Genomic DNA, 22,401 nt, shown 5'->3' with positions numbered 1-22,401 from the left:
CCGCCACGAACTTCGCGTCCCGGTCGGCGCCCGGAAAGCCGCGTCACCCTGCGGTTTCCGCGGTCCCGGACACCCCGATCACGACCCGCCCGCCGATCGAAGTCCCTGCGGGATCGGCGGCATTGCGGCACACTCGTTGACGGTCATCACCACCTGTCGGGGAAATTCCACACGAAAAGGAGTGTCATGCCGCCGCGTTCACGCACGTCCCGCGTCCGTCGCCTCGCCGTTTCCGCTACTGCCGCCACCGCGGCCCTCGTCGCCCCGGCCACCGCTCAGGCCGACATCACCCCGACCACCCTCGTCAACGGCGTCCTCTCCACCGTCGGTGGGTGCCAGACACCGATCCGGGACGCCATCGTCGGCTGCACCGAGATGGAAACGCTCACCACGCAGTTCCCGGTCAACCTCGACCTCAACCAGCTCGGCACCAACATCGTGGTCCTCGGTGCAGGGCTCTACCCGGACGGGACGATGCAGCCGGTGCTGGTCTCTCGTCTGCAGGCCGCACTACAGGTGGCCCGGCGGTATCCGCTGTCGCCGATCATCGTCAGCGGTGGCGTACCCCGCAACGGGGTCACCGAGGCGCGGGCGATGCGGGAATGGCTGGTGGCGAACGGAATTCCCTTCTTCCGGATCACCGAGGAGAACACCTCCCGGTCCACCGTCGAGAACGCGGTCAACACCAACGGCATCCTCGCGGCCCGCAGCGCCGCGGGCGCCGTCGTCGTCACCTCACCGGACCACCTGCAGCGGGCCATGGTCGACTTCCGCACCGCCGTCGCGGGCCGGATCCCGATCGCGGGCGTGGTCGCGCCGTACTGACCTTCCGCAACGATTCGGCGAAATTTCCACCGTCGCGACCGCCGCGTGGAAGCCTGAAGCAATGGAGGCCGACAAGCTCCGGGGTGATCACTGATGGCCCGGCCGGTGCGTGTGGTGGTGCTCGGCGCGGGGTCGTGGGGAACGACGGTGGCGTCCCTCGCCGTGCGGAACACCCCCACCCTGTTGTGGGCGCGGGAGACCGACACCGCGGACGAGATCAACGCCGAACACCGCAACAGCCGTTACCTCGGCGACCGCGCACTGCCGAAGGATCTGCGGGCCACCGCCGACATCGTCGAGGCCGCGCACGAGGCCGACGTCCTCGTCGTCGGGGTGCCGTCGCACGCGGTGCGGTCGGCGCTCGGGCAGATCACCAACGAGGTCCGCGCCTGGGTGCCGGTGCTGTCGTTGGCAAAGGGGCTGGAGCCGGGGACCCGGCTCCGGCCGACCGAGGTGATCGCCGAATGCCTTCACGGTCATCCGGTCGGGCTGATGGCGGGTCCGAACCTCGCGAAGGAGATCCTCGACGGCATGGCCGCGGCGACGGTCGTCGCGATGCAGGACGAACGGGTCGCCTCCGCGCTGCAACCGCTGTTCGCGTCGTCGGTGTTCCGCGTGTACCGCAACACCGACGTGCTCGGCTGCGAGCTCGGCGGCATCCTGAAGAACATCGTCGCGATCGCGTCCGGGATGGCCGACGGTCTCGGTGTCGGCGACAACACCCGCGCGATGATCCTGGCGCGCGGCCTCGCCGAGATGACCCGGCTCGGTGAGGCGATGGGGGCGCATCCGCGGACGTTCGCCGGGCTGACCGGTGTCGGCGACCTGATCGCCACCTGCATCAGCCCGAGTTCCCGGAACCGGCGTGTCGGCGAGTTCCTCGCCAAAGGGCTGACCGTCGAGCAGGCCGTCGCCGAGCTCGGTCAGGTGGCGGAGGGGGTGAAGACCGCGCCGACGGTGATGGATCTGGCCCGCGACCAGGGCGTCGAGATGCCGATCGCCGCCGAGGTCGAGGCCGTCATCGCGGGCCGCCGGACACCCGCGGAGGCGTACCGCGGTCTGCGCCGGATCGCGCCCGGCGACGAGGACGACGCGGTCTGATCGCCACCCCTCCCGGCTGAAGGCCACCTTCATGCGCGTCAGCGACACAAAGGTGACCTTCAGCCGGGGAGGGACGGTGGGAACCGGACCCTCAGCCTGGGGATGCTCGACAAAATGGTTGCGCATGCGAACTTCTGTCCCTATCGTGGGTCGCTATGACGCGCATCCTCGTAGTTCGCCGCCGTAGCGGGGTCTGATTCGGACCGACCCCCCGCTGCGGGTCGTCGAGCTACGCGTTGGTCCTCCGTTTCATTCCAGGAAGACCACCCCCATGAACGCCATCCGGAACACCCAGCACACCTTCTCCTCCCCCGCCGACCCGTTCTCGGCTCGCTTCGGCATGCCGCTGCCGCGCGAGATGCGCAGCGACTGCGCGGGCATGAGCTGGCGGACCTTCCTCGCCACCTACTCTCCCGGCGGCGGTCCCATCCGCTTCGGCAGTTGGTCCGTGACGCCGTTGGGCGCCGGACGCAGCGAGTTCCGGGCCCGCCTCGGCATCGGCGACACCATCACGCAGGCAACCGCGACCGCGTCCGGCCCGGTGTCCGCGTTGACCGCGATCCTCTACGAGGGTGGGTTCCAACTGGAGATCCTGTCGTTCCACCAGATGCGCATCGCCGGTGACCGGACCGCGACGTTCGTGCTGTGCGAGCACGACGGCCGCAGGCACTGGGCGATGGGTCTGGGCGACGACGCCACCGCGTCGTCGATCGAGGCGATGATCGCCGGCGCCAACCTGCTGCACGGCGACGGACCGGGCCTCCGGCGGACCGCCGGGAATTGAGACGCGCGCACCGACAACACGACGTACCGTGTCATCGTGGACGACACCAGTGAGGGAGCCGGCTTCTCCGCCGACGAGAAGGCCGCGATGAAGCAGCGGGCCGAGGAGCTGCGGTCGACGAAGGGGCTCAAGGGCGCGGCGAAACTCGCCAGGGAACTCGAAGCGTGCGTCGGCGCGATCGACGTGCTCACGGGGATCGACAGCGAGGTTGCCACGACCTTCCACCGGATCGTCACCGAGCTGGCCCCCGGCCTGCATCCGAAGACGATGTACGGGTTTCCCGCCTACGCGAACGCCGACGGCAAGGTGGTCATGTTCGTTCAGCCAAAGTCGAAGTTCGACACGAGGTATCCGACCGTCAACTTCGACGAGCACGCCGCCCTCGACGACGGCGACATGTGGCCGACGTCGTTCGCCGTCGTGAACATGACGGACGCCGTGGAGGAGAGGCTCCGCGCCCTCGTCACGAAGGCCGTCGGCTGACGAAAAACCGAGATGCCCCCGGATCGGTCGACGTCCTAAGGTAAGAACTCACCGAAGAACGACAACCGAACTGTCCGACGCGAACTCGGGGGACGCCCACGTGACTGTGACTGCCCAGCACCATCCGGAGCTCATCGTCACGAGCCGGCCATGTTGACCCGCCTCGTCCTGACGTACCTGTCGCGCTATCGCGGGTACATCGCCGCGGTGGTGGTGCTGCAGTTCGTGGCGACGGCCGCGATGCTGTACCTGCCGACCCTCAACGCCGCCATCATCGACAACGGCGTCGCGAAGGGCGACACCGCGTACATCCTGCGGATCGGTGGCTGGATGCTCGTCGTGGCCCTGGTGCAGGTGGTGTGCACCGTCATCGGACAGTACTTCGGTGCTCGCGGTGCGCTCGGGGTTGGACGCGACATCCGCCACGACCTGCTGCACCGGGTCAACACGTTCTCGGCGCGCGAGGTCGGCACCTTCGGCGCGCCCTCGTTGATCACGCGAGCCACCAACGACGTCCAGCAGATTCAGCTGCTGCTGGTGATGAGCGCGGCGATCCTGGTGATGGCGCCGATCATGTGCATCGGTGGCGTCGTGATGGGGGTGCACGTCGCGCCGGGTCTGGCGTGGATCCTGGTGGTGGCGGTGCCCGTCCTGGGAATCGTGATGGCCCTGATCATCCGCGTGATGATCCCCGGTTTCCGGGCGATGCAGGCCCGCCTGGACAACGTGAACCGGATCATGCGCGAGCAGATCACGGGTATCCGGGTGGTGCGCGCCTTCGTTCGCGAACGCCACGAGATGGAGCGGTTCGCAGGCGCCAACGACTCCCTTGCCGACGCCAGCCTGCGGGTCGGCCGGATGATGGCGCTGATGTTTCCCACGGTCATGTTGATCACGAACGTCACCATCGTCGCGATCATCTGGGTCGGCGGACACGAGGTGTCCGACGGCAGCGTCGAGATCGGCGCGCTCACCGCGATGCTCACCTACGTCATGCAGATCATGATGTCGGTGATGATGGCGTCGTTCCTCGCGATGATGGCCCCACGCGCGGCGGTGTGCGCGGAGCGGATCTCCGACGTCCTCGGCACGGAGACTTCGGTTGCGCGACCCGCCGATCCCGTCGGCTTCGCGGACACTCCGGCCACGGTCGAGTTCCGTGACGCCGAGTTCCGTTACCCCGGTGCGGACACTCCGGTGCTGCAGGGCATCACGTTTCGCGTGGAACCGGGAACCACCACGGCGATCGTCGGGTCGACCGGGTCCGGTAAGACGACGCTGGTCGGCCTGGTGCCCCGGCTCATCGACGCCACCGCCGGGTCGGTCCTCGTGGGCGGCACGGACGTCCGGAACCTCGACCCCGCGACGCTGCGCTCGGCGATCGGCCTGGTGCCGCAGCGCGCGTACCTGTTCTCCGGAACGATCGCGTCCAACGTGCGGCACGGCAAGCCGGACGCCACCGACGACGAGGTGTGGGAGGCCCTGCGCATCGCCCAGGCCGACGGTTTCGTCCGCGCCATGCCCCAGGGACTGGACACACCGATCACGCAGGGCGGCACCACCGTCTCCGGCGGTCAACGTCAGCGCCTGGCCATCGCCCGGGCGCTGGTCCGAAGACCGGCCGTGTACGTGTTCGACGACGCGTTCTCCGCACTGGACCTGTCCACCGACGCGCGACTGCGCTCCGCGCTGCGCCCCGAGACGATGGCGTCCGCGGTGATCATCGTCGCCCAGCGGGTGTCGACGATCATGGACGCCGACCAGATCGTCGTCCTCGACCGCGGGCGCATCGTCGGCCTGGGCAGACACGACGACCTGGTCGGCACCTGCCCCACCTACACGGAGATCGTCGAATCCCAGCTCGCAGTCCAGGACGCGTCGTGACGGGCCCCGGCGGCCGGGGGCCGATGGGAGCGCCGGCGCAGCAGAAGGCCCGGTCCTTCGGGCCGTCCGTGAAGCGGCTCGTGCGCCTGTTGCTCGCCTATCGCGGTTTCGTGGTGACCATCCTGACCGCGACCGTGTGCGCGGTGATCCTCACCGCGCTCGCGCCGCGGGTGCTCGGTCATGCCACCGACCTGGTCTTCAACGGTGTCATCGGCCGGATGCTCCCGGGGGACAGCAAGGACCAGGCCGTGGCGGAACTCCGCGCGCAGGGCCAGGACACGTTCGCGGACATGGTGAGTTCGATGGACGTCACCCCCGGCGTGGGTGTCGACTTCACCGCGGTCGGGAAGGTGCTGCTGGTCGTCCTCGGGCTCTACGTGGGGTCGGCGCTGCTGTCGTGGCTCGGCGCCTATCTGCTCAACATCGTTGTCGTCGGGACCATTCGACGGCTGCGCGCCGACGTCGAGGCCAAACTGCACCGCCTGCCGCTGCGCTACTTCGACACCGTCCCGCGAGGTGATCTGCTCAGCCGCGTCACCAACGACCTCGACAACCTGTCACAGAGCCTGCAGCAGACCGTCTCCCAGTTCCTGTACTCGGCGCTCACCGTGGTCGCGATCCTCGTGATGATGGTCTCGATCTCCCCGCTGCTCGCGCTCATCTCCGTCGCGACGGTCCCCTTGGCACTCGTCGCGACCGCACAGATCGCCAAGAGGTCGAAGCCGCACTTCGTGGCGCAGTGGTCGTCGACCGGCAAACTCAACGCGCAGGTGGAGGAGGCGTTCACCGGCCACGAACTGGTGCAGGCGTTCGGACGCCAGGCGGAGGTCGAGGACGAGTTCGACACCCGCAACGACAAGCTCTACCACTCGAGTTGGCGGGCCCAGTTCATCTCGGGCATGGTGCAGCCGGCGATCATGTTCCTCGGAAACCTCAACTACGTCGCCGTCGCCGTCGTCGGCGGGCTGCAGGTGGCGTCCGGCTCGCTCAGTCTCGGGTCGGTGCAGGCCTTCATCCAGTACTCGCGCCAGTTCACCATGCCGCTCACGCAGATCGGCGCGATGTTCAACCTCCTCCAGAGCGGTGTCGCGTCCGCCGAACGCATCTTCGACATTCTCGACGCCGACGAACAGAGCCCCGACCCGGCGGATCCGCGGACGCCGCAGACGAACTCCGGGCGCATCGGCTTCGACGACGTGTCGTTCCGGTACGTTCCCGACAAGCCGCTCATCGAGAACCTGACACTGGTCGCCGAACCCGGACACATGGTGGCGATCGTCGGGCCGACGGGGGCGGGCAAGACGACGCTGGTGAACCTGATCATGCGCTTCTACGACGTCGATTCCGGCACCATCCGGGTCGACGGTGTGGACTCCCGGACCATGACGCGTGACGACCTGCGCGAGCGGACCGGCATGGTGCTGCAGGATTCGTGGCTCTTCGGCGGCACCATCTACGAGAACATCGCCTACGGCGACCCGACGGCGTCGCGGGAGGAGGTCATGGCGGCCGCCGAGCTCAGCCACGTCGACCACTTCGTCCGCGCACTGCCGGACGGCTACGACACCGTCCTCGACGAGGAGGGCGGCGGGGTCAGTGCCGGAGAGCGACAACTGATCACCATCGCCCGCGCCTTCCTCGCCAAGCCGGTGATCCTCATCCTCGACGAGGCGACGAGTTCCGTCGACACCCGCACCGAACTGCTGATCCAGCAGGCCATGGCGAACCTGCGCACCGACCGGACGAGTTTCGTCATCGCGCACCGGCTTTCGACCATCCGGGACGCCGACGTCATCATCGTCATGGAGGAGGGGCACATCGTCGAACAGGGCACTCACGAGGAACTGCTCGCCGCGCGCGGCGCCTACCGCGACCTCTACGTCAGCCAGTTCACCGGCCCCGCCGAGGAGGACCCGGAGACGGTCTCCGTTCACGGCGGCTGACTCGAACACCACCCACCGGCCGGCCACCGGGATGCCTCGCTCCTCCGCAGTCCGGTTCCGCGCGATACGAAAGGGCGGTAGTCCGATGGGCGTGCGGCAGTGACCTCGCGGGCGGGCACCGTGCTCGACTCGGTGTCCGGAGCAGTGCTGATTGCAGCGAACCTCGCAACATCGGCACCCCTGCGCCGGTGGCGCACCGCGTGGGGTGCCACCGATGACGAGCGGAAGGCAACACTGCCCGGTGACGAACTGGTTCCGGACGCCGACTGGACCTACACACACGAGGTCACCGTGCACGCCCCGCCGGACGCGGTGTGGCGGTGGATCGTCCAGATCGGGCAGGGACGCGGCGGCTTCTACAGCTATCAGGGCCTCGAAAACCTGATCGGCTGCCGCATCCGGAACACCGACCGCATTCTCGACGACTTCCAGCACCTTCAGGTGGGGGACGTCGTCGCGATGCATCCGTCCGCGCCGGGGCTACCGGTCGTGGCGATCGAGACGAACAGCCGTCTCGTCCTGCACAACGGTTCGGCGGAAACCGGGGACAGCGCGCTGTGGTCGTTCCATGTGGTGCCGGGACCGGGTGCCGCGACGCGACTGCTCGAACGCGGACGCTACGCGCACGGGCCCACGCTGGCCAGCCGCCTGGGTTTCGGACCGACGTTGCTGGAACCGATCTCGTTCGTGATGTGCCGGAAGATGCTGCTCGGGATCCGCGACCTCGCGGAGCGCGGCGGACGTCCGTTCAGGGCATCTCGACGGTCTCGGCGCGGGCGATCTCGCCGATCGCGCGCAGCAGGTAGCCGTCGGCCGGCGACTGCGCGACGGTGAGCAGGTCCGCGATCACCAGCAGCGCGTGCCGCAGGACCACGGGCCATCCGACGCGTGCGGTGTCCTCGTCGTAGTCGGTGAGCCCGAGCGATCCGGTCAGCACGACGGCGAGTGCGGCGACGTCGAGGGTCGGCAGCCAGACTGCGGCCGCTCGGGCGGTGCGCTCGAGAACCTCCTGCACCGCCTCCCCCGACAGTCCGTCGGGGTGCGTGCCCTCGAGCAGTTCCCGGACCATCGCCGAGTGCACGGCGCGCACCTGGTCGGGTTCGGCGGCGAGCAGGCGGTCGGTCGCGTCGGCGAAGGTGTCCGCGTCGGCGGCGGCCGCGGCGGTCACCGCGTCGACGGTGCCGGTGGCGATCGCCTTCGCCGGGTGCGGCCACTGCGCGGGCCACTGCGCCACGATTCGACTCCTCGGGTCTGGCGCCGGCCCGTCAGTCGAGCTCGGCGCGCATCAGGAAAACGTTGTAGTCGGACCACGTCGACAACGTGAAGTACAGCTCGTCGGGGGTCGACCACGGATGGATGAACCCACCGTACAGCTCCGGGTACGACTCGACGCCGACGAGACGCGCCGGCTCCGACCACAGTCCCTGCGGCGTGTCGGACTCGCGCAGGGTGATCCCGGTCCGCAGGGTGTCGAGGTACGTCATCTGCCAGACGTCGCGGGCCGCGTCGTACCGCACGGACGCCTCCGCCGCGGTGCCCCAGACGATCGGGGACGCCGATCGCGCGCCGCCGACGGGCGTCCACTCGCCGTCGCTCCAGTACTGGTAGGCCGACTTGTTGAGGACCTGGTCCTGCGGCACCCGCGCGAGCGCGACCTCACCGAGCCGCGTGTTGGGTGTGCCGAACATGTACACGTACCCGCCCTGCGGCACCATCGACGCAACCTGGAACTTGCCGAGCCCGAAGATGTTGTCCCAGCGGGCGTACGGGTCCTTCGTCCAGGTCTGGCCGCCGTCGTCGGAGTAGGCGATGCCGCCGTGGTTGGTGTACCAGGTCGCGGGGATGCTGAACCAGGTGCGGATCGACATGTAGCTCATGTACTGCCGCGACCCGATCGCGAAACCGGACGTCGGGATGGTGGTGATCTCGACGTTGTCGATCTTGCGGCTGCCGAGCACCTCCGCGGCGTGGCAGCGGCTGTCCTGGACGAACGTGTCGATCGTCAGCCCGTCGGCGAGGTCGCGGTCCGTGCTGAACCCGAGCACGTTGCTCCGCCAGTCCTCACCCTGCCCACCCGGCGGTTGGAAGCCGCGTCCGACGGTGTCGCCGAACGCGACCGCGACCTTCCCCGGCTCGGATTCCCACATGATCCCGAGGTCGGTGCCGTTGACCTGCCAGCGCTTGTCCGTCCGGTTCGTCGAGCTCGCGCCGGTCACCTTTCCGACCATGTCCACCGCCCCGACCTGCGGGGTGGCGCGCTTCGGCGCCGTCGGTGCGGTCTCGGTCGGCGGGTCGGCCTGTTCCGGCGGATCAGGCAGGTCCTCCGGCGGCCCGGCCACCGGGATGCCGAAGACGAACGGGTTGAAGTCGAGCCCGATCTGCGGAATGCCGAGGGTCGACGACAGGCCGCTCGGCGACAGGTCGGGGCCGTCGGTCAGGTCGGGGCACGGGTTCCGGCACGGGTCCGCGGGCAGCGGGTCCTGCGCGACCCGCACCGGCTCCGGTTCGGGCGCCGGGAACGGCACCGGCTCCACCCACGGATACGGGACCGGGATGTTCACCTTCTCCGGGACGATCGACTCGTGCTCGACCGGCGGATCGGTGGCGCAAGGGCCCGTCCCGACCACGGGATCCGCACCAGCCGCCGGTGCACCGCCGATCACCCCACCCGCCGCGACCACCGCGACCACCGCAGCCACCGCCAACGCCGTCATCCGCATCGCCGCACCACCTCCTCCGCTGCGGACAGCGTGCCCGATGACGCTGTACACCGCACAATCGGACGCGCCGTGTCTGCCGGAATCGCAACGCACGGGGATCGACGGATGCGCATCGGTCTCCTAGTCTGTCGGGCTGAGCCCGAAGCGAGGTGAACAGTTCGTGCCCGAGCAACTGCCGGAACAGGTCGGCCCCTACTCGTCCGGCCCGCCGCCGGACGCCCTGAGCGTGCACATGCCCGAACTGGACCGGTTCGGGCCGGCGCAGTTGTGGCGGGCGATCGTCGTCGGGGCCGTCCTCCTCGGCTGCGCGCTGTTCGCGGTGGTCACCAAACCGTTCACGAGGCGCTCGATGGGCTGGGCCGACGCGGCGTCGGAAGGCGTCGTCAACGGCTTCGAGTTCCTCGGCCCGACGTTCGTCAAGCTCGGCCAGTTGATGGCGTCGTCGTCCGGGATGTTCCCGCCGCCGCTCGCGAACGCGTGCCTGCGCTGCCTGGACGACGTGCCGCCCGTTCCCGCCGCCGCGGCTCGCGCCGTGGTCGAGGCGGACCTGGGCCGCCCGATCGACGAGTTGTTCGCGGAGTTCGACGACCGGCCCCTCGCCGCGGCGTCGGTCGCCCAGGTGCACGCGTGCGTCCTGCCCGACGGCCGCGAGGCCGTGATCAAGGTGCAGCGCCCGAACATCGGCCACCGGATGCTCCTCGACCTGCGCACCGCGTACTGGGGTGCGCGGCAACTGGAGCGGCTGCACGAGTTCTTCCGGATCGCGAACGCCACCGCGATCATCCGCGACCTGCACAACGCGACGATGACGGAACTCAACAGCGCGGTGGAGGCGGATCGGCAGACCCGGTTCCGCGACGCCCTGTGGGCGTTCGGCGACAACCGGTGGGTGACGGCGCCGGAGGTGTACTGGCCGTACTGCGGCCCGCACGTCATCTGCATGGAACGGATGCACGGCATCCCGATCGACCGCATCGACGGAGACGGGGACGTCGACACCCAGCTGCTGATCCGGCGCGGGGTGAAGGCGTGGATCGAGGCGATCACACTGCACGGCCCGTTCCACGGCGACGTGCACGCCGGGAACCTGTGGCTGCTCGACGACGGGCGCATCGCGCTGCTCGACTTCGGCATCGTCGGCGAGCTGCCGGAGGTGTGGCGGTCCATCCTGCGCGACATGTTCCACGCCACCCTGCTCGACGGCGACTACTCGCGCGTCGCCCGCGGCATCCGGGAACTCGGGTACACCGCGGATCTCGACGCCACCGACGCGGAGATCGGCGCCCAGGTCGGTGCGGTCCTCGCGCCGGTGTTCGCGAACGATCTCGGCGAGTTGAAGTTGAGCTCGCTGATCATGGCGCTGGTGACGATCGGCAAGCAGTGGGGAGTCGCGAGCCCGGAGGAACTGGTGCTGTTCGGCAAGCAGCTCGGCTACTTCGAGCGGTACGCGACGCGGATGGCCCCCGGCTGGGTGATGGGCACCGACCTCTACCTGTTCCGCAACGTCTTCCGGGAGGAGGTCGCGGCGCGCGTCGCCGAGCTGGGGGTCGAACTCCCGGCGGACTGACGAACCCGGACCGGGGGTTCACACTGGAGTCCATGGCGGTCCGGGATCGGCTCCACCTGGCAGCGTCCGCGGTGTGGACGTACATCCGACGTGCGCCGGGCACGTTCGTCTGGCTGGCCATTCTGCTGGTCACGACGATCATCGCCCACGACCTGTCCGACGCCGTGCTGCGGCACGTGCTCGGTGACCGGTCGACGAACCTGCACCACCTGCGGGAGGATCCGCTCCGCGTGCTGGTGACCAGCGCGTTCTGGCTCGCCGGAGGACCGTGGATCTCGTATCTCCTGCTGTACAACATCTTTCACGTGCCCGCCGAGCGTTGGCTGGGGACGGTGCGCTGGCTGGCGGTGTGCGTGGTCGCGCACGTCGGCGCCACCTACCTCAGCGAGGGCGTGCTGTACTGGGCGATCCGGCACGGCGACGCCCCCGCGCGGGCCGTGAACACGCTCGACGTCGGGGTCAGCTACGCCCTCGCCGGGGTCGCGGCGGTGTTGACGTACCGGATCGTGTCGCCGTGGCGGTACCTGTACGCGGGGGGCGTGGTCGTGTTCTTCGTGATTCCGGTCCTGACGAATCAGACCTTCACCGATGTCGGGCACCTGACCGCGGCGCTGATCGGGTTCGCCTGCTGGCCCCTCACCCGCGGTCGGACCGGCGTGTGGGACCCGGTGGCGGCACTGCGCTCGGGCTATTCGAGGGTGGTCGCGGCCACCCGCATCGTCGCCCGGTCCCGGTAGTGGCCGGCGAGGGCCAGCACGACGCCGAAAACGGTCCAGGCGACGAGGACCCACCACTGCCGAGCGGTGTCCGCATCGGGGAAGTAACTCGTGGACCGGATGAGCGCGTTCGAGGCTCCGGGAACCATGTACTGGCCGACGGCTCCCCACGGTGCGGCGAGGAACTGCCACGGTATCGCCGCCGCCGACAGCGGGTTGGCGACGAGCATGGTGACGATCGCGCCGAGTCCGACGCCGCGCGGCCCGAGCAGCGACGTGCAGCCGACGATGAACGCCGACGTGGCGAGGACCGACACACCGATCACCAGCGCGGTGAGCGCGAAACTCCCCGGCAGGTACTCGAACCAGGTCTGCAGAACGAGGGTGAGCAGGATGCCCGCGGACACCGCGAAGCCGGCGAGCGCGACGAGGCGCCGGATGACGCCGACCACGAGCAGGGAAATGACGATGCCGCCGATCATTCCGCCCATGACGAGGGGGAAGGCTGCCGCGGCGAGGCCCGATCCCGCCGCATCACCGTCCCCCAGTGGGACCACCGCGGTCACCGGGACCACCACCGCGCTCGCGGAGCCACCCGCAGCCGTGATCTGTTGCGCGAGTTGCGCTTGCAGGCCGGTTGCCACACCGGTCAGCATCTGGGTCGCGACAGCGCTGCCCGCGGGCGCGGTGAGCACCTCGGGCAGCCGGGGTGCGTCGGCGAGGATGATCGCGCCGTAGGTCTCCCTCGTCCGGATCTGCTCGATCGCGTCATTTCGATCGGCGGCTCCGACGAAGTCGAACGCGTCCGGCGCGTGCGCCTCGAAGGCGGCGACCACGGCCGCGGGACCGCTGATTCCCACGGGCAGGTTCTTCGGCTCCGCAGTCTTGGTCGGCCAGAGGAATGCGAGGACCACGAGGCAGACGGCCAGGGAACCGAGAACCCCGAACAGGGCCGCTACCGGCCACTTGGTGTGCGGTTTCGTGGGCATGATGCCTCCGATGCAAAGGGAGCATTTGATCTGTTTGTGGGTTTCACACTAACAGAGCAGGTACTCTGTTTACATGCCCCGCCTGAGTGAAGCCACGAGCCGGAGCCGACGGGAGCAGATCGCCGCGGCCGCCATGCGCTGCTTCGCCCGGTACGGATTCACGAACACGTCGATGGCGGACATCATCAAGGAATCCGGCCTGTCCAACGGAGCCATCTACTCGCACTTCGCCAACAAGTCCGAACTCGTCCGATTCACCGCGACGAGCCTGCTCGAATCGCGGACGCGCCGGTTCGCCGAGGACATCACGGCCGCGCAGGCCGAGCTCACCCCCGGACAGGTGTTCGCACGGATCGTCACGGACCTCGTCGACCGAACACAGGCGAAGATCCTGATCCAGATCTGGGCGGAGGTTCCCCGCGACGACGAGCTCGCCGCGGTCGCCCGCCACAACCTCGACCGGCTGCATCGGTTGCTGGTCACCGCGTTGCTGCCGTGGGCTCGCGCGCAGCTGCGGGGTGCGAACGAGAACAAGATCGCCGATCGCACCGCCGACGCCATCCTCGCGGCGATTCAGGGGTACGTCGTCCGGCTCTCCATCGATCCCGAGGTCGATCCCACGACCCTCGCGGAGGGGATCGCCGACGCGCTCGGCTGAGCCACCCTCGCGTCCGGCCCACACCGGTCGACAGAACCTGAAGGGCGACAAGGGAATCGCGGACCCCACCAGTTGGACTATCGACGCACCAACGCGAGCGCGGCCACCTCGATCTCGTGCTGCGACAGCAGCACCAGCTTCGCTGCGTCACCGAGCGGGACGAAGCTGTCGGCGCTGGTGACGCGTGCCATCGGCCCGGTGAAGCCGGCGTCCACGAGCGCGGTGAGCACCCCTTCCGACACCCCGCCGGAGGCACGGGTCTCGTCGGCGACGAGGACGCGTCCCGTGGCGGCGGCCTCGCGCAGCAGGTCGTCGACCGGTAGCGGCGCCAGCCAGCGCAGGTCGACGACGCGGACGTGGACCCCCCTGCGCTCTAGGTTCCGTGCGGCCCGCAGGCTCAGCCACAGCCCGTTCCCGAAGGTGACGACGGTCAGGTCGGTGCCGGCGCCGTAGGTGCGGGCCCGGCCGATCGGAACATGCTCGTCCGCAGCGGGATACCGCGCCATCCAGGCACCGTCCCCGGGCTCGTGGAGGTCGCGGGTGTGGTACCGGGCGATCGGTTCGAGGAACACGCACACCACGCCGGAGGTGAGGGCGGCCGCGGCGCAGGTGTGCAGCATCGCGGCGGCGTCGTCGGGACGGGACGGGGACGCGACCACGATGCCGGGGATGTCGCGCAGCACCGCGACGGCGTCGTCGTTGTGGAAGTGCCCGCCGAATCCCTCCTGGTAGCCGTAGCCGGCGACCCGCACCACCATCGGGTTGCGGTACTGCCCCGCCGAGAAGAAGCCCAGTGTGGCTGCCTCACCGCGGATCTGGTCCTCCGCGTTGTGCAGGTAGGCGAGGTACTGGATCTCGGGGATCGGCAGCAGCCCCGCCGGTCCCGAGCCCGCGGCGAGGCCGAGGATCGCCTGCTCGTCGAGGAGGGTGTCGAAGACCCGAGCGGACCCGAACCTGTCGGTCAAACCGCGGGTCACCCCGTAGACGCCGCCCTTGCGGCCGACGTCCTCCCCGAACACGACGGCGCCGGGCTCGGCGGCCAGGACGTCGGCGAGCGCCCGGTTCACCGCCCGCGCCAGGGTGAGAGGTTCCTCCGATTCCGGTGCGGGGAAACCGAGTTCGCGGATGTGACCCATGTGGCCGGAGACCACCGCCGGGGCGGGCCCGGCGAGGGGCGCCACAACCTCGGCGCGGGTGCGCAGCGGCGCGGATTCGGCCACCTCCCGCGCGGTCGCGGCGACCCGCTCCCCCATGTCGCGGTACCGCGTCAGCACCTCGTCCGGGGTCAGGGTGCCGGACGCGACGAGCAGCCTCGCCGTGCCGACGAGCGGGTCCCGGGCCAGGTCGTCGGCGATCGCCGCCTGGGACCGGTACGCCGACTCGACGTCGGAGCCGGCGTGACCCATCAACCGCACCGTCCGCAGGTGCAGGAACGCCGGACGCCGTTGTGCCCGAACCCAGTTCACCGCATCGACCGCGACCCCGGCGGTGTCGGCGAGGTCGCACCCGTCTGCGGCGAAGTACGCGAGCCCGGCACGGCCGGAGTACGCGGCGGCGATCCAGCCCGGCGCGGTGGGCACGCTGATGCCGATGCCGTTGTCCTCGCAGACGAGCAGCAGCGCCAGCGGCAGCCCGCGGAAAGCGAGGTTGGCGGCGGTGTTGATCGCTCCGACCGCGGTCGAGTGATTCGCGGACGCGTCGCCGAAGCTGCAGACCGTGACCGCGTCGTCGGGCCAACCCGACTCCACGCCGAGGCGACGGGCCCGCTCGATCGCGAACGCGAGACCGACCGCCCGCGGCAGATGCGAGGCCACCGTGGAGGTTTGCGGGATCACCGCGAGGTCGTGGCGGCCGAACACCTTGTGCCTGCCGCCGGAGATCGGGTCGTGCGCGGAGGCCACCACCCCGAGCAGAACGTCCCGGATCGGATCGGAGCCACCGGCCTGGCGCGCCCGTTCCACGAAGAAGGCACCCGAACGGTAGTGCAGCAGAGCCGGATCCGTCGGCCGCAGAGCCGCCGCGACCGCTGCATTGCCCTCGTGCCCGGCCGAGCCGATCGTGTAGTAGCCGTGTCCGGAGGCCCGCAACCGTCGCGCGGCGAGGTCGAGGTGCCGGCTGGCCAGCTGCGCGTCGAACAGTTCCAGGTACCGCTCGGTCGTCCACGGTCCCGGAGCACCCGCAGTCGCCGCCGTCATGTCTCGGACGGCGGCGACGAAGTGGGCTTCAGTGGGGTCGGAACCGCCTCCGTTCAGCCCTGCGGAACCGACGGGTCCATCCACATGACCTCCCAGACGTGACCGTCGAGGTCACGGAACGCCCGGCCGTACATGAAGCCGTGGTCCTGCGCCTCCATCCACTTCGTGCCGCCGGCGTCGATGGCGGCGTCGACGAGGCTGTCCACCTCCTCGCGGCTCTCGGCGGACACGCACAGCAGCACCTCGCGGGCCGTCGCGGTGTCACAGATGTCGTCGGCGATGAAGTCCTTGAACCGCGGCGTCTCCAGCAGCATCACCATGGTCTTCTCGTTGATCACCATGCACGCGGTCTGGGCGTCGCAGAACTGCTCGTTGAACTCGAAGCCCAGGCCTCCGAAGAACTTCCTGGTGGCGGTGACGTCGCTGACCGGGAGGTTGGGGAACATCATGCGGGACATCGTTGGCTCCGTTTCCGTGCGGACGACTGGTTTCCATCCTCGGTGTGAGGCTGTCGCATGTACAGACCGACACGGTCACGAAAACTCATCTCCGGGGCGGGAGACGCACCCCGGGTCAGCCGACCTCCCACATCTTCGGCCAGTCCCGGCCGCGGAACGCAGCGTCGATGCCGCCGTCGACGAAGACCACCGACCCGACCATGTAGGTGGACTCCGGGCCGAGCAGGAACGCGACCAGCGCCGCGACCTCGTCGGGGCGACCCCCACGGCCCGCGGGCACGGCACCGACGAAGCCCTTCATCGCCTCGCCGATCAGCGGATCCTCCCGCCCTTCCGCCGTCATCGGGGTCTCGATGATCCCCGGGGCGATCGCGTTGAGCCGGATGCCGTCCGCGATGTGCTCGGCGGACCGGGTCCGCGCGTACCAGGCCAGCGCCGCCTTGGTGGCCGGGTACGTCTGGACGGTGGAGAGCTCACCGAACGCCGACGCCAGCTCGCTCGCCTTGGCCTCGTCCCCGGCGAGGCAGGCCTCGGCCACCTCAACCGGCCAGCCGGGCTGCGTGGTCGTCGAGTTCGAACTGACCAGCACCACCGACGACGTCCCGTTCGCCGCGAGCAGCGGCCGCAGCCCCTCGAGCAGGTCGACAGCCCCGAAGTAGTTGACCGCGACGAGGTCCGCGGCGGGCCGGCCGGCGGCGGGGGCGAGTCCGGCGAACGGGACGAAGCCGTCGATCGTGCCACCCGCCAGATCCTTGACCCGCTCGATCGCCTCCGCCCGCCCCGCGGCGGTCCGCAGGTCGGCCGTGACGTCCGCGGCCCGGACGTCGACGCCGATCACCCGGTGGCCGTCGGACTCGAGCCGGGCCTTGGTCGCCGCGCCGATCCCCGACGCGGCGCCCGTGAGGACATAGGTTGCCATGGCGTTCCCTTCATGAGATTGACAGCCGATCGCGCACGGCCGACAACCGAAGGTAGCGCCGGCTCATTCCCGGCGGTGGCTGGATCTACAGATTCGCCCCATCTCTCCCACTCACCGGGAGCCCAGTGACGCCGGGCTGGTGCAGACAGCCCAGCCGGCAGCCACGCTGGGTCGGAGCCCAACCTGGCCAAACCGACATCCTGTGTCCACGCGATCATGTCTTCACCAGCATTGCAACTGATTTCGACTTCGGACTACCGGGTTGCGACCCCGAGCCGGTGGAAACCCGAGGAGTAGAACAGCAGTGGATCCCGGTCGGTCTCCGCGCCGAGGTCGACGACGCGTCCGACGACGAGGTCGTGGTCGCCGATCGTCTGGATCAGGTCGACCTCGCAGTCGATCCACGCCTCGACACCGTCCAGTCGGGGGACTCCCCAACGCGTCGGCGTCCACTGCACGCCGGCGAATTTGTCTGCGCCGCTGCGGGCGAAGCTGCGTCCCAGTGTGTGCTGGTCGGCCGCGAGGATGTTCGCGCAGAATCGACCCGATGCCGCGATCTTGGGGAAGGTGGTCGAGGTGTGGGTGGCGTAGAACGCGACGAGTGGAGGGTCCATCGAGACCGAGGAGAACGAGCCGACGGTCATGCCGACCGGCCCGTCCGCCTCGTCTCGAGCCGTGATCACCACGACGCCGGTGCAGAACCGACTCAGGATGCCTCGGTACGCGGCGCCGATGTCGTCGATCGTGGGGCCGTCGCGCCTCGCGTCCGCATCGTCGCTGATGGTCTTCACAGCTCACCTTCTCCGTCGTGATCCCTGTCGGATCGGTTGATGTCCTGGGGCGGATTCGCGTCGCCGTCGTCAGATCGACAGGCCCGTCTTCGCCCAGAACTCCTCGAAGGTCGCCGAGCACATGTCCGTGCCGCGGGTGACCTTGCCGTCGGTGAACCGGTGCGTCATGACCATGACCGTGTCGAGTTCGAGGTCTCCGAGTCGGCGGTAGGCGCGGATCTTCGCCACGACGAGATCGTCGCCCACGACTTCGGTGTCGGTGACCTCGTTGCGGGATTCGTCGAGCTTCGCCAGCACACCGAAGGCCTCGAGGAACTCGGCCTTGGTGTACAACCGCAGTGTCCCGTCGAGGGTGAACCCGGCCCAGGTCATGTCGTCGGAGTACAGCTCGACGAGCGGCACGGGGTTCCCCTCCTCCGCCGCAGCGAAGGCAGCCAGCAGGGCCTGGGCGTTGTCATTCGTCATTCGTGTTCGTCCTTCGCTCGGGCCGGGTCGGCAACCCGGATCTTGTGGCGTGAGTCACTGTGCTCCGGTGGCCGGGGGCTCGATACCGTCCGGATACGTGGTCCACCACGTGTTCACTCCACCACGCACTCGACACCGGAAAATGGCAGGTCGGAGCCGTCTGATCGATCCGGACGGAGGCCCGGGCACGAACCGTCCGCGCCCCGCGTGACACATCTTGACCCCGACGGATTGACATAGGAACGTGTCCTGGATCACAGTGATGCAACGCGCTCGCCCGCCCCTGGCAGCGACCGATTCGGACCGGCCACCGGTGACCGAACAGACACCATTCCCACACCGTCAGGAGCTCGGGTGAACGCAGACGAATGGCAGGAGATTCGGCGCCTGCACGACGAGGGAACGCCGATCAAACGCATCGCTGTGCAATTGGAGATGTCACGGAACACCGTGCGTCGGGCACTGACACTCGAGGAGGCCCCCACCGATCATCGACGCCGGCGGGGATCGTCGGTCGACGACGTGGACTCCACCATCCGCGAGCTGATGGCAGCTTCGCCCGACATCCGAGTCTCGGAGATCTCGGAACGCATCGGCTGGACCCGGTCCCGGACCACGCTCAGTCGTCGAGTCGCGCAGATCCGCGACGACCTCGCGGTGAGCGTCGACAGCTGCCTCGACCACGACACGCAGACCGCGACCAGGATTCCCTCGTACGCCACGACATTCGTCGGCCGGCGCACCGAATTGTTCGAACTCCGCCGACTGCTCGGCAGCCACCGGCTCGTCACCATCTCGGGGCCCGGGGGAATGGGGAAGACGCGGCTCGCCCTCCGTGCCGCACAGGAGTTTCATCGGGCCTTCGAAGACGGCGTACGGGTGGTCGAGCTGGGCGCACTGGGCAGTCCCGAGTTGCTCACCCAGACAGTCGCCGACGCGCTGGCCATCGGTCACCGCGACAGCCACGGCGCCTCGACCGACGAGTTGCTCATCGAACACCTCCGAACCCGGCACACCCTGCTCGTCCTCGACAACTGCGAGCACCTCCTCGACGCGTGCGCACAACTGACGTCCCAACTCATGCGCACCACAACGCACTTGCGCGTCATCGCGACGAGCCGCGAGGTCCTGGGCATTCCGGAGGAGTTCGCCTTCGCACTCTCGTCGCTGCCCACCTCGACACCGTGCGGCGACACCGACACGGCCGTCGAGCTTTTCGTGAGCCGAGCCAACAGCGTGTTGAGCGGATTCTCCCTCACCGACGACAACCGCGACGCCGTGGTTCGAGTGTGCGAGCGACTGGACGGACTCCCCCTCGCCATCGAACTCGCGTGCGCTCGCCTCCCCGTCCTGTCCGTCCAGGAGTTGGCGACCCGCCTCGACCATCGGCTCGACCTGCTCACGCTGGGTAATCGCACTGCACCACAACGTCATCGGAGCCTGCAAGCCACCATGGACTGGAGTTACGACCTGTGCACCGCGGAGCAGAGGCTGCTCTGGGCGCGGCTGTCGGTGTTCGCGGGCGGCTTCGACCTGGACATGGCCGAGGAGGTGTGCAGCGACGACGACGCCGTGCCCAGGGCGGCGGTGCTCGACGCGATCTCGGCGCTCGTCGGCAAGTCCGTTCTCCATCGCGAGGACTGCGGCGACGGCCGAGTCCGGTTCCGCATGCTGGAGTCGATCCGCGAGTACGGGCTGAGCAGACTCGCCCGAGCCGAGCTCACCCGACTGCAGGAGCGACACCTGCGCTGGTGCGCGTCGCTGGTGTCACGGACCACGGCGGACTGGTTCAGCGCCGACCAGACCGGCAACTGCGCCCGGATCCGGGCCAATCACGCCAACATTCGCTCCGCGCTGCAGATCGCGCTGGACGACGCGACCGCCGACGACCCCCGTCTCGACACCGCCGCTGCGTTGCTGTCGTCGTCGAGATTCCTGTGGGCGTGTGGCATATCGATCCGCGAGCACCGTATGTGGCTCGAACGGGTCCTCGAATTCGACCGCGTCGCTCCCGTGGAACGCGGGCGGACCCTCACCGTCCTCGGTCTGGTTCAGACCCTGCAGGGGGACCGCGAGTCCGCCGATGAGGCGCTGCGGGAGGCGCAGGTCCTCGCACGGTCCGGGTCGGACGAGGTCACCGCGGCGTTCGCCGAGAACGGCATGGGGCTGATGGACTACTTCGCCGGCGAGTTCACCACCGCCGAAGCGCAGTTGCTCCGTGCGCTGGCTGCGTACGAGGGCGTCCCCGGCGTCACCGACCTCGCGTGCATGGTGCGGATCCACTTGGGAATGCTCTACTGCTTCACGGGGAACACAGCAGAAGCGGAGGAACTGTTCACCACCGTTCTCCGCCTGTCGGAGAACGCCGGAGAGACGTGGCTGCGATCGTATGCCGTGTACGGGCGTGGGCTGGTCGCGCTGACGGCGGGCGACCACGCGTCGGCGCTCGAGTTGGGATCCGAAAGCCTCTCACTGCGGTCCGGGTTCGACGACCAGGTGGGCACCACACTGGTTACCGACCTTCTGGCCTGGGCGGAGGCCGAGGTCGGCACGGCCGAACGATCGGCGGTTCTCCTCGGCGCCGCGTCCGCGATGTGGTCCGCCTTCGGGCAACAGCTCTACGGATCGGTCCAATGGGTCGACAAGCGAGCCGAATTCGAGCGCAAGGCCCGAGCGGCTCTCGGTGACGAGGCGTACGAGAAGTACCGTCGGCGAGGGGCGGACATGTCCGTCGCCGAGTTGATTCGGTTCGCGCGCGGTGAGACTGCGCCGACACCGACTATCGACGACACCGATGTCCCGACACCGGAACTCACGCTCTCGCCTCGGGAACAGGAAGTGGCACGACATCTCGCCGCCGGGATGACGAACAAGGAGATCGCGGCAAAGCTGGTCCTGTCGACCCGCACCGTCGAGGGTCACGTCGAACGCACCCTCCGGAAGCTGGGTGTCGGTCGCCGCAGTGAGGTGGCGACCGCACTGGCACACGCCGGCAGGACGTCACCGGGACGAGTTCGGGTGTAGTCCTGCCGCCGTGGCCGTCCGCGCGGGAGCGGAACTACTTGTTGAGGAAGCCCGCATCGACTGGCAACGTGATGCCCGTGACGTACCGAGCAGCATCCGACGCCAGCCACACCACCGCGTTGCTGATGTCCACGGGCTCGACCCACGGAACCGGCAGCACTGCCATCGACGCCTGGCAGGCCTCACGGAAGTCCTCGTGCGTCGGGTTTTCCAGATCCGGGCGGAACAGCCGGTACATGTCCGAATGATCGATCATGTCCGTCAGAACCGACGTCGGATGGATCGAGTTGCACCGGATCCGGTACTGGCCCAGCTCGTTCGCCGCGGTCCGCGCGAGTCCCGTCACACCGTGCTTGGCCGCGACGTAGTGACCGAAGTTCGCGAAGCCCTTGATCCCGCCGGTCGAGCTGATCAGCGTGATCGACCCGCCGTCACCCTGCTCGATCAGCCGTGGGATTGTCACCCTCAACGTCTTCCACACGCCGGACAGGTTGACGTCGATCATCTCGTCCCACTGTGCTTCCGACAGCTCGTGCAGCGCACCGGATGTGAAGATGCCTGCGTTGGCCACCACCGTGTCCAGCCGTCCGAGCTCGGCGACACCGCCGGCGACGGCCCGCTCGAGCTCGTCGAGGGACCGGACGTCCGCGACGGCGACATGTGCTCGCCTGCCCGCGGATTCGATCATCGACGCCGTTTCCTTCAGCTCTGCCTCGGTGGCACCGCGGTAGGTCGTGGTGTCCGGCTTGCTGCACAGGTCGACGATGATGACGTCCGCACCCTCCTCGGCCAGGCGGACGGCGTGTGATCGACCCTGCCCGCGTGCAGCGCCGGTGACCAATGCCACCTTCCCGTCAAGCATTCCCATGTAAGTTCTCC

Annotated in this window: 20 protein-coding genes; 11 read left to right on the top strand and 9 right to left on the bottom strand. The window is 68.9% G+C overall.

The window, feature by feature from the left end:
- The first annotated feature begins 186 nt into the window (after positions 1-186).
- The 7 genes from ACFYVR_RS08330 to ACFYVR_RS08300 all read left to right on the top strand — a co-directional run bounded on the left by ACFYVR_RS08330 (position 187) and on the right by ACFYVR_RS08300 (position 7,854).
- A complete protein-coding gene (locus ACFYVR_RS08330) occupies positions 187-825 on the top strand; it encodes a YdcF family protein (RefSeq protein ID WP_387471584.1) in 639 nt (212 codons plus the stop codon).
- 93 nt (positions 826-918) lie between these two features.
- A complete protein-coding gene (locus tag ACFYVR_RS08325) occupies positions 919-1,926 on the top strand; it encodes an NAD(P)H-dependent glycerol-3-phosphate dehydrogenase (protein ID WP_387471583.1) in 1,008 nt (335 codons plus the stop codon).
- A 271-nt stretch (positions 1,927-2,197) separates the two neighbouring features.
- Positions 2,198-2,710, top strand: a complete 513-nt coding sequence (locus ACFYVR_RS08320; protein ID WP_387471581.1) for an alpha-isopropylmalate synthase regulatory domain-containing protein — start codon at positions 2,198-2,200, stop codon at positions 2,708-2,710.
- Positions 2,711-2,746: 36 nt separating this feature from the next.
- Positions 2,747-3,193: a hypothetical protein gene (locus ACFYVR_RS08315; protein ID WP_387471579.1), complete on the top strand. Its 447-nt coding sequence runs from the start codon at positions 2,747-2,749 to the stop codon at positions 3,191-3,193.
- Positions 3,194-3,343: 150 nt separating this feature from the next.
- Positions 3,344-5,077, top strand: a complete 1,734-nt coding sequence (locus ACFYVR_RS08310; protein ID WP_387471577.1) for an ABC transporter ATP-binding protein — start codon at positions 3,344-3,346, stop codon at positions 5,075-5,077.
- Positions 5,074-7,020: an ABC transporter ATP-binding protein gene (locus ACFYVR_RS08305; RefSeq protein WP_387471575.1), complete on the top strand. Its 1,947-nt coding sequence runs from the start codon at positions 5,074-5,076 to the stop codon at positions 7,018-7,020. The genes ACFYVR_RS08310 and ACFYVR_RS08305 overlap by 4 nt, the downstream gene beginning before the upstream one ends.
- A gap of 99 nt (positions 7,021-7,119) precedes the next feature.
- Positions 7,120-7,854, top strand: a complete 735-nt coding sequence (locus ACFYVR_RS08300) for a hypothetical protein (protein WP_387471573.1) — start codon at positions 7,120-7,122, stop codon at positions 7,852-7,854.
- On the opposite strand, the gene ACFYVR_RS08295 is transcribed toward ACFYVR_RS08300, so the two are convergent.
- Positions 7,769-8,254, bottom strand: coding sequence for a hypothetical protein (locus tag ACFYVR_RS08295; RefSeq protein ID WP_387471571.1), 486 nt, complete (start codon positions 8,252-8,254; stop codon positions 7,769-7,771). The genes ACFYVR_RS08300 and ACFYVR_RS08295 overlap by 86 nt on opposite strands.
- Positions 8,255-8,285: 31 nt before the next feature.
- The gene (locus tag ACFYVR_RS08290; protein WP_387472018.1) at positions 8,286-9,734 is read right to left on the bottom strand and encodes a DUF4185 domain-containing protein; all 1,449 of its coding nucleotides are present in this window, start codon (positions 9,732-9,734) and stop codon (positions 8,286-8,288) included.
- Positions 9,735-9,972: 238 nt separating this feature from the next.
- On the opposite strand from ACFYVR_RS08290, the gene ACFYVR_RS08285 reads away from it, so the two are divergent.
- Complete coding sequence (locus tag ACFYVR_RS08285; protein WP_387472016.1) at positions 9,973-11,307, top strand: ABC1 kinase family protein; 1,335 nt, start codon at positions 9,973-9,975, stop codon at positions 11,305-11,307.
- A 32-nt stretch (positions 11,308-11,339) separates the two neighbouring features.
- Positions 11,340-12,044: a rhomboid-like protein gene (locus tag ACFYVR_RS08280; RefSeq protein WP_387471569.1), complete on the top strand. Its 705-nt coding sequence runs from the start codon at positions 11,340-11,342 to the stop codon at positions 12,042-12,044.
- On the opposite strand, the gene ACFYVR_RS08275 is transcribed toward ACFYVR_RS08280, so the two are convergent.
- A complete protein-coding gene (locus ACFYVR_RS08275; protein ID WP_387471567.1) occupies positions 11,996-13,012 on the bottom strand; it encodes a hypothetical protein in 1,017 nt (338 codons plus the stop codon). The two genes, ACFYVR_RS08280 and ACFYVR_RS08275, sit on opposite strands and share 49 nt — an antisense overlap.
- A gap of 73 nt (positions 13,013-13,085) precedes the next feature.
- Here ACFYVR_RS08275 and ACFYVR_RS08270 point away from each other — a divergent pair, with 73 nt between their 5' ends.
- A complete protein-coding gene (locus tag ACFYVR_RS08270; protein WP_387471565.1) occupies positions 13,086-13,670 on the top strand; it encodes a TetR/AcrR family transcriptional regulator in 585 nt (194 codons plus the stop codon).
- Positions 13,671-13,747: 77 nt separating this feature from the next.
- On the opposite strand, the gene ACFYVR_RS08265 is transcribed toward ACFYVR_RS08270, so the two are convergent.
- The 5 genes from ACFYVR_RS08265 to ACFYVR_RS08245 form a co-directional block, all read right to left on the bottom strand.
- The gene (locus ACFYVR_RS08265; RefSeq protein WP_387471563.1) at positions 13,748-15,865 is read right to left on the bottom strand and encodes a thiamine pyrophosphate-dependent enzyme; all 2,118 of its coding nucleotides are present in this window, start codon (positions 15,863-15,865) and stop codon (positions 13,748-13,750) included.
- Positions 15,866-15,918: 53 nt separating this feature from the next.
- Complete coding sequence (locus ACFYVR_RS08260; RefSeq protein ID WP_387471561.1) at positions 15,919-16,323, bottom strand: VOC family protein; 405 nt, start codon at positions 16,321-16,323, stop codon at positions 15,919-15,921.
- Between the two features lie 115 nt (positions 16,324-16,438).
- Complete coding sequence (locus tag ACFYVR_RS08255) at positions 16,439-17,242, bottom strand: SDR family oxidoreductase (RefSeq protein WP_387471559.1); 804 nt, start codon at positions 17,240-17,242, stop codon at positions 16,439-16,441.
- A 254-nt stretch (positions 17,243-17,496) separates the two neighbouring features.
- Positions 17,497-18,024: a flavin reductase family protein gene (locus ACFYVR_RS08250; protein WP_387472014.1), complete on the bottom strand. Its 528-nt coding sequence runs from the start codon at positions 18,022-18,024 to the stop codon at positions 17,497-17,499.
- Positions 18,025-18,102: 78 nt separating this feature from the next.
- Positions 18,103-18,498 (bottom strand): nuclear transport factor 2 family protein, encoded by a 396-nt coding sequence (locus ACFYVR_RS08245; protein WP_387471557.1) that lies wholly within the window; start codon positions 18,496-18,498, stop codon positions 18,103-18,105.
- Between the two features lie 354 nt (positions 18,499-18,852).
- Here ACFYVR_RS08245 and ACFYVR_RS08240 point away from each other — a divergent pair, with 354 nt between their 5' ends.
- Positions 18,853-21,522: an ATP-binding protein gene (locus tag ACFYVR_RS08240; RefSeq protein ID WP_387471554.1), complete on the top strand. Its 2,670-nt coding sequence runs from the start codon at positions 18,853-18,855 to the stop codon at positions 21,520-21,522.
- A gap of 34 nt (positions 21,523-21,556) precedes the next feature.
- Here the strand turns inward: ACFYVR_RS08240 and ACFYVR_RS08235 are convergent, their stop codons facing one another.
- Positions 21,557-22,390, bottom strand: a complete 834-nt coding sequence (locus ACFYVR_RS08235) for a mycofactocin-coupled SDR family oxidoreductase (protein WP_387471552.1) — start codon at positions 22,388-22,390, stop codon at positions 21,557-21,559.
- Positions 22,391-22,401 lie beyond the last annotated feature (11 nt).

Origin of the sequence: Rhodococcus sp. NPDC003318 (assembly GCF_042879035.1) — a bacterium.
In the GTDB taxonomy this organism is placed as follows: domain Bacteria; phylum Actinomycetota; class Actinomycetes; order Mycobacteriales; family Mycobacteriaceae; genus Rhodococcus_G.
Note: the sequence above shows the minus strand (reverse complement) of the source record. Positions and strands in the feature narration are given on the sequence as shown.

Coding starts and splice junctions, on each gene's coding strand:
- ACFYVR_RS08330 (WP_387471584.1), top strand. CDS start 187: ATGCCGCCGCGTTCACGCACGTCCCGCGTCCGTCGCCTCGCCGTTTCC.
- ACFYVR_RS08325 (WP_387471583.1), top strand. CDS start 919: ATGGCCCGGCCGGTGCGTGTGGTGGTGCTCGGCGCGGGGTCGTGGGGA.
- ACFYVR_RS08320 (WP_387471581.1), top strand. CDS start 2,198: ATGAACGCCATCCGGAACACCCAGCACACCTTCTCCTCCCCCGCCGAC.
- ACFYVR_RS08310 (WP_387471577.1), top strand. CDS start 3,344: ATGTTGACCCGCCTCGTCCTGACGTACCTGTCGCGCTATCGCGGGTAC.
- ACFYVR_RS08290 (WP_387472018.1), bottom strand. CDS start 9,734: ATGACGGCGTTGGCGGTGGCTGCGGTGGTCGCGGTGGTCGCGGCGGGT.
- ACFYVR_RS08285 (WP_387472016.1), top strand. CDS start 9,973: ATGCCCGAACTGGACCGGTTCGGGCCGGCGCAGTTGTGGCGGGCGATC.
- ACFYVR_RS08280 (WP_387471569.1), top strand. CDS start 11,340: ATGGCGGTCCGGGATCGGCTCCACCTGGCAGCGTCCGCGGTGTGGACG.
- ACFYVR_RS08275 (WP_387471567.1), bottom strand. CDS start 13,012: ATGCCCACGAAACCGCACACCAAGTGGCCGGTAGCGGCCCTGTTCGGG.
- ACFYVR_RS08270 (WP_387471565.1), top strand. CDS start 13,086: ATGCCCCGCCTGAGTGAAGCCACGAGCCGGAGCCGACGGGAGCAGATC.
- ACFYVR_RS08265 (WP_387471563.1), bottom strand. CDS start 15,865: ATGACGGCGGCGACTGCGGGTGCTCCGGGACCGTGGACGACCGAGCGG.
- ACFYVR_RS08260 (WP_387471561.1), bottom strand. CDS start 16,323: ATGTCCCGCATGATGTTCCCCAACCTCCCGGTCAGCGACGTCACCGCC.
- ACFYVR_RS08255 (WP_387471559.1), bottom strand. CDS start 17,242: ATGGCAACCTATGTCCTCACGGGCGCCGCGTCGGGGATCGGCGCGGCG.
- ACFYVR_RS08245 (WP_387471557.1), bottom strand. CDS start 18,498: ATGACGAATGACAACGCCCAGGCCCTGCTGGCTGCCTTCGCTGCGGCG.
- ACFYVR_RS08235 (WP_387471552.1), bottom strand. CDS start 22,390: ATGGGAATGCTTGACGGGAAGGTGGCATTGGTCACCGGCGCTGCACGC.